At 54.3% G+C, this 6,435-nt stretch carries 7 protein-coding genes; 2 read left to right on the forward strand and 5 right to left on the reverse strand.

Translation table 11 applies throughout. The features are described 5' to 3' along the window. Positions 1-52: 52 nt before the first annotated feature. The 5 genes from DJ73_RS19925 to DJ73_RS15930 all read right to left on the reverse strand — a co-directional run bounded on the left by DJ73_RS19925 (position 53) and on the right by DJ73_RS15930 (position 5,332). A complete protein-coding gene (locus DJ73_RS19925) occupies positions 53-1,279 on the reverse strand; it encodes a hypothetical protein (protein ID WP_141212980.1) in 1,227 nt (408 codons plus the stop codon). A gap of 68 nt (positions 1,280-1,347) precedes the next feature. After that, positions 1,348-2,505 (reverse strand): BREX system ATP-binding domain-containing protein, encoded by a 1,158-nt coding sequence (locus DJ73_RS15915; protein ID WP_094558455.1) that lies wholly within the window; start codon positions 2,503-2,505, stop codon positions 1,348-1,350. Further along, the gene (locus DJ73_RS15920) at positions 2,495-3,388 is read right to left on the reverse strand and encodes a hypothetical protein (RefSeq protein ID WP_176451151.1); all 894 of its coding nucleotides are present in this window, start codon (positions 3,386-3,388) and stop codon (positions 2,495-2,497) included. The genes DJ73_RS15915 and DJ73_RS15920 overlap by 11 nt, the downstream gene beginning before the upstream one ends. After that, positions 3,385-4,419 carry a tRNA-guanine transglycosylase gene (locus tag DJ73_RS15925; protein WP_176451152.1) on the reverse strand — a complete coding sequence of 345 codons (1,035 nt, stop codon included), beginning with the start codon at positions 4,417-4,419 and terminating at the stop codon, positions 3,385-3,387. Before DJ73_RS15925 ends, DJ73_RS15920 begins: the two co-directional genes overlap by 4 nt. Positions 4,420-4,672: 253 nt before the next feature. Then, on the reverse strand, positions 4,673-5,332 hold the full coding sequence (locus DJ73_RS15930) for a queuosine precursor transporter (RefSeq protein WP_094558458.1): 660 nt from the start codon (positions 5,330-5,332) through the stop codon (positions 4,673-4,675). Between the two features lie 183 nt (positions 5,333-5,515). Here DJ73_RS15930 and DJ73_RS15935 point away from each other — a divergent pair, with 183 nt between their 5' ends. Together DJ73_RS15935 and DJ73_RS15940 are read left to right on the forward strand one after the other, a co-directional pair. Next, on the forward strand, positions 5,516-5,977 hold the full coding sequence (locus DJ73_RS15935; protein ID WP_094558459.1) for a 6-pyruvoyl tetrahydropterin synthase family protein: 462 nt from the start codon (positions 5,516-5,518) through the stop codon (positions 5,975-5,977). Next, the coding region (locus tag DJ73_RS15940; protein WP_141212981.1) for a 7-carboxy-7-deazaguanine synthase QueE at positions 5,977-6,435 on the forward strand (459 nt) is incomplete at its 3' end. The genes DJ73_RS15935 and DJ73_RS15940, both read left to right, overlap by 1 nt.

The following is a 6,435-nucleotide window of genomic DNA, read 5'->3' on the forward strand; positions in this document are numbered from 1 at the left end:
GGGGACGACATTCAACATCTCCATTTTGGATGATACGTTTTGTTCGTTCGATTTAGAGACTAACTTCAGGGATCCACATCTGAGATTCCTTCTCCTCAGAGAAATCCAATTTTGCGAGAGTATCTAACCCTCTTGACGTGAGAAGACCAGTGTGGAATAGCACAGCCTTGTACTGGTATAGTGTATTCGTATGATAGTGTTCCTCTTGATCAAATACTTCTAACCGTATTTCTTGATCTCGTAGAGCAGTTCGCCGTATCTTCGGATCCGTGCTGAGAAACAAGTCGATAGCGAACTCCGGGCGACGCTTCGCAAGACGTTTTGCGACTTGATCGACACGAAATCTCCCGGATCCCTCTTCAGTGATATCATCTAAAACGTGTAGCAACTCTTGTGTGGGGGGATATTGAAGAATCGCGTCTCGTGCTACAATCGCCATCGCTGGTTCAACGTCGATCAATCGCTCTCGGGAACGGCGATACTCGCGGATCTTGTTCAAAGCAGCCACTACACCATCATAACAATATGAAAGAGTCCGAACTGACTCAGTTCCTTTGGGAGTCAGTCTCGGGTTTCCACTCCCAGTTGCGACCAAACCCAATGCCTCTGCATCTAATCTCGCATGCGACACGGTCTCGATAACATACTCTTCACACAGCGTTTCGGTGTTTCCATCGGCAGTTACTGCAAGTATGTACCCGAGCGCGTTCTTCGGGTGATTCTTCTTCAATTTGGACGGTACATCCCCCCCGATTCGAGCATGGAACCGAACCGTCTCGGTAGAGGGAGTCGTCGATGCGCCAACTGCTCGGGGTTTTTCAGCGACTTCAACATCACCGGTTTCATCAACTAGGAGTACTCCAACGTCGAGTTCTCCGGCCAATCGACGGTGGATCGATTTTATGCTGCGCTTCGGAACAGCTGCGAATCCAAGGTTTACCTCATCGAGATGTGCGTGTGCCTGGGTTATCGCCTCTGCGACGTTCACGGAGCCAGCCGAGTGGCCTTTCGCTTCGATGACAGACAGTAGCGGAGCAAGAACCTGTTCTGTACTTGTTTCAAACGCACTCGGATTCGGTGCGGCCACAAGTGCATCTGGACGCCCTGATGAGAGGTTTAGTGCGTTGATCGGTGAGAGCCTCTCAATAGTTTCATCTGCGACATTTGTTTCTCCCCACTGGTTCACGAGAAACTGCGCATCAACGATTGCGTACCCGTGCTCGATACTGTCGGTAACGAGGTAATCCTTCGCCGCTGCCAGCACGAGCGGTTCAATCATCTGATAAACTGAGATCTCGACCAGAAATAATGATTGGGATCAAGTAAACCCCAGTAGAGCAGCGGATCCTAGGAGACGATTTCCTGAATGATTTCTGTGTCTATGTTTGCCCGTCCTCGTTTGGCTGCGTCATCGACCGTGTAGCTACAGATGGAAAGTGCCTGTCGAACGTTTCCCTGTGAACTCTGTAAAATGAGTTGGAGGCTGTCTTCCTCGAAGACATCGGACACTGAAACCGACTTATCGGAGGCTAGGTCGAGATAAGAATCAACGAGTTCCTCCAAGTGGTCCTCTGTCATTGGTCGGAGAGAGACTTCTCGACCGATTCGTTCGGAGAACGCGTGATACTCGCTCATGATGTCCTGCCAGACCTCCGGAGCACACCCGAACATCATGCTGAGTCCGGAACTGTTCTGATCCATCAAATGTCTTAGACTGTTGAGTGTTGCCTGCTCGTTCTTCGGAGAGAGTCGCGCTACGCTCTCAAACTCATCCACGAAGACGAACACGCCGGTGTATCCGAGTTCTAGGAGCATGTTCTTGAGCGCAGTAAATGCACGGACACCCATCGTGTCGTCGTCAAGTGCGCTGTGAATCTCCATCTCCTTCCGCTGCTCGTACCGAATGCCCTCTGCGGTGAGCCACTGCCATGCGTAGAGGTTGGTGTCTTCGTACACCATATGTACGATTGCCCGAGCGAAATCTGCGAACTTCGTCACATCGCTCAGTCGTTGGACAGCTTTCGGAACGAGTTCTGAGAGCAGAATTTCTCCATCGTCGAGCAGCGATTTCATTGAGGGGGCTCCCATCGGATTCGCCCCGGTGTGCTCTCGGGCGACATGAGCGAGAAATTCATACGCAAGTTCCTGTACGCGGTCGAAGCCGAGATCATACATGAACTCGTGATAGACATCGAGGAATCCTTCGCCGGGTTGAGCGACGTATCCCACAAGTACGTCTTCGCGGTCACGGACGAGCGAGCGTGCGTATTTGAGGGTGTGAGATTTCCCATTCCCGTATTTACCAGTGATCACGAGGTGTTTCGATTTGCCGGTGCTAAGAACCGTAGACACAGTATCGCTTACTGCATTCGCCACGTGATCCTGTCCACAGTAAACATCCGGGTTGTCTGCTGGGACTGGGCTATAGGGGAACGGGTTCTCGTCGAGACCAAGGGATGAGTAGTCGCGCTGTTCGTCTGTAATCTCAAAATTATCAGTCGTCATTATTGTTGAATTGGAGGTCGCGGTCGTACACCGCGAGGTAGTAGTATTGTTTACCGGCCTGTTCGACACCACGCATCACCTGCTCTGAAGACTGATCGGTAGTGACGAGTTCGCCGTCAACATCGGCTAGTTCGATCGTTTTGAGTCCATACCGTGCCTCCTTCGCACCGGTGTCGATCGGTGCTCCGGAGAGCTCTATCCGACCGATATTCTGTTGTGCGAGCGTCCGCAGGGCTTCATCGAACGCAGCACGGTCACAACTGAGCCGCTCACAGGTATGCTCACGAAGTTCAGGGATCGAGAGATACCGTTTCTTCAGATTCACGCCAGCACTCTCCTCTAGGCTGTCAGCAACGGACAGAAGCACGTACGGGAAGTTGGGTGGCACATCGCTTTCTTTGACTGTATAGAATGTACCGTCGAACGCATTTCTCTGGATCGCGCCGAGGCGTTGCGCCCAGGCCCCGATGACGTCTAACGATGTCTCGTTATACTCGTACGGAGTAAACTCGGATTGGTCTTCGAGTAGTTTCAGTACCGCATCCGGTTCGATGGTGTTGCTACCTTCAAATAGGCCCAGAAATTCTCCATAGTGGGGACTGTGTGTCTTTAGAACTGAGTTGACTCTCTCCCAATCACTCGCTTCAACGGCATCGATAAAGCGCTCACCGATGGTCGTTGTCGCGTAGGTTTCCTCGTCAGATATTGTTTCAGTGAGACTGATACGCGTGGCTTCGAGGATAGTCTCTCGTGCACGCCGTTTGCTCACGCCGAGTGCGTCAACGACATCATCCGTCGATTGCGCGCCATTCCGACACAAGTGAGTTATCTCAACCAGCCGACCGAGGTTAACTGGTCGAACGGTGGGACGTTCGTCGCTCATGCGAGCCTCCTAACTTGCTGCTTCGCTAGTTTGTAGGCTCGGGCCGTTACTTCGTTGCCACGGAAGCGAAGATCGAGGTATGATTCAACGTCCTCGCCAGCCTCTACCATGTAACGGAAGCGACGAAGTTCGAGTGTGAGCGCCCATAAGTTGTGCTTCACGAGAGCATCACGGTCCTCGCGGATGTCGTCAAGCGTGCGATCTTTACAGACCGGACAAGCACAAGGAAGGTATTCGAGATCCTCGATATGTCGTAGTTCCTCTCCTCCGAACCCGGGGATCAGGTAGTTCCGGTTACCAGCACTTCGAATAAACGCACTTGAGTCGAAACTGTCCACTCCGCAGTAGAGCAGTAGTGGTTGGTACACGAGGCCGCCCAATCCGTACGCATGGAGATGCTTGTCAGTTGCTCGCCGTGCAGCTAATATCAGTTTTGTGACCTTCTCATAGTCGGTCCTGATAGGAACGAGACTACCGAGGGCGTATCCGTCGAATTCACCGTTCTCCTCAAGATAACGAATACCGTTCCGTATTGTCTCAGGGTCGTACCCGTGTACACTAGCAAAAAGTAAGCCGTCACCGTCATGCGAATTGCTCGCGGCAAGGGCCCGCTGAATGTTCTCTTCTGCCCGTCGGTCGTTCTCTCGTTCTCTATTCTCGCGCGAGAGTGGAACGTCGACTGTTCCAAGGATATCTGCTTCGATTGCCTGCTGTGTTTCGAGCGATTTCTTTGGGGTGGTGTCTAGTTCCTCAGAGCGGAAATCAAATCCACCACTATCGGCGAAAATAATGGTTGATTTGGGTACCCCCATCTCACTTCGCAGGGTCTGACCGTCCTGTATTCTATCCCATTGTGGTTCCCGCTGACGTATCGACCGAGCGTTAACCATCGCAGTCGAGAGGTCAGGGATCTCATTCGCGTACTCTGGGGTGTTATCGCTTGATCGCTTCCCGATATTACGGACTGGGAAGAGAACAGGTGTCTCTAATTTTCCGTGTGGCGTTGATAGTGTTCGTCGTCTGTATAACATGTAACGAGCTGCGATAAGCTCAGCTGTGACTTATATCTTTTCCCGACTAGAATATCCAAAGACGGTGCTCAGTCTACGAAAGTAGATGTGAATTTATCCCGATAATACAACATGCTATTTAATTTGCCGTAGTTCCGGGCTCACTCACCCATCTTTCACTACCTCCTACGTCGAACACGTCTCCCAAGCACTGAATTCCATATCTTCGCCTTATTCAGCAACGAAGGTTGGCCCCCATTCAGCACATACAGAGCTAAGCCGGCCGTTCCACGAACTCCGTAACAGCGTAGAACGGGAGCGTATCAATCAGCGCCACAAGCACCTTCACGATGTACTGCCCAGCGACAATCGACACAAGCGCCCAACCCCAGGTCGGGTCCCCACCGAGGCCGAGTGCCGGAAAGATAGCGAACCCGAGCGTGATGAACACGACCGTGTCCACGCCCTGACTAATTGCAGTAGAGCCGCAGTTCCGGAGCCAGCGATGCCGACCAGCCGTACGATTCTTCAGGTTAGCGAAAAGTCGGACGTCGAGATGCTGGGCGAACGCGAGCGCGACGACGGAGGCGAGGATGATCGATGCCGAGCCGCCAAGCGTCGAGACGAACGCGGCTTGCCCACCGTAGAACGGCGCGGATGGCATCCAAATGGCGAGGAAGACGAGCGCATACGCGATGACGAGGGTGACGACGGTTCCGTTGACCACGGTCGCAGCGTATTCTTTCCCGTGGTACTCGACGAGCAGGTCTGAAGCGAGGTACGCCACGCCGAAGGCGACGAACCCGGCGGGAACAGCAACCCCGCCGAGCCCGGGGAGCTCGATCCACGTCAGTTTCGCGGCGAGGACGTTTGCGAGAACGATCGAGCCGGCGAACACGGCGGTGAAGATCGCACGAGTGTCTTCGGTCTTCATCAGCTGTCACCACCGTGTACGGCCGTACAGTTACCTGTGACACGATGTTGTGGGTCGAACTTTGGAGATACCGATGCGCAACGAGTGCGCAAGCGAACGTTGAATGAGTGTGAGTCGGGCTGCTTTTCCATCGATGAAGTAACGAAACTCAATCTTTATATATTCCCCGAATATTCTTCGAGTATGTCCCGAAGTTTATCGAGAGACGAATCCGAAGCAGATGGCCTCGGTGAGGCAGGCCAACGCACACTCCAAATCGGAGCCGACAACCCCATCCGAATTAGCTCGGGCCACAGAATCCTCCACCACGACGGGAAGTGCTCGCGGCCACACGGCCACAACTACGAGATCACCGTCGAAGTGACCGGCGAACTCACCGAGGAGGGGTGGGTCGTCGACAAAGGCGACGTCACGGACGTCATCGACACCTGGGACCACCGGTTCCTCGTTGAGGAAGGCGACCCGCTCGTTGACGCGTTCGAGCAGGCCGGCGACGGCGACGCCCTTGTCGTCCTCGATCACCCACCAACGGCAGAAGTGATGAGCGTCTTGCTCGAACAACGGATGCTCGAGGCGTTCCCGGACACCGTCTCGGACGTCTCCGTGTCGGTGAGTGAAACCGGCGAACTCTGTGCGAGTTACTGATGCCGGTCGCAAGCGACGTCGAGAAGCCCACAACAGACGCTGACGCGGCTGGTGAGGGGCTTCCGATCAACGAGGTGTTCTACTCGTTGCAGGGCGAGGGAACGCTCGCAGGCGTCCCCTCGGTGTTTGTGCGGACCTCTGGGTGTAACCTGCGGTGTTGGTTCTGTGATTCCTACCATACGTCGTGGGAGCCGACCGGGGCCTGGCGCGACGTTGATTCGATCGTCGAGGAGGTGCAGTCCCACGAACAGGCTGGCCACGTCGTACTCACGGGCGGCGAGCCACTCATCCACGAGGAGTCCGTCGAACTCCTCGAACGGCTCGACGAAGAGGGGTATCACGCGACGGTCGAGACCAACGGGACGATCTACCGGGACGCGCCGATCGATCTGGCGAGTATCAGCCCAAAGCTGGCGAGCAGCACGCCGACACCGGAGCGTGACCCCAAGGGGGAGGGC

This window comes from Halorubrum sp. Ea1 (genome assembly GCF_002252965.1).
Lineage (GTDB): Archaea > Halobacteriota > Halobacteria > Halobacteriales > Haloferacaceae > Halorubrum.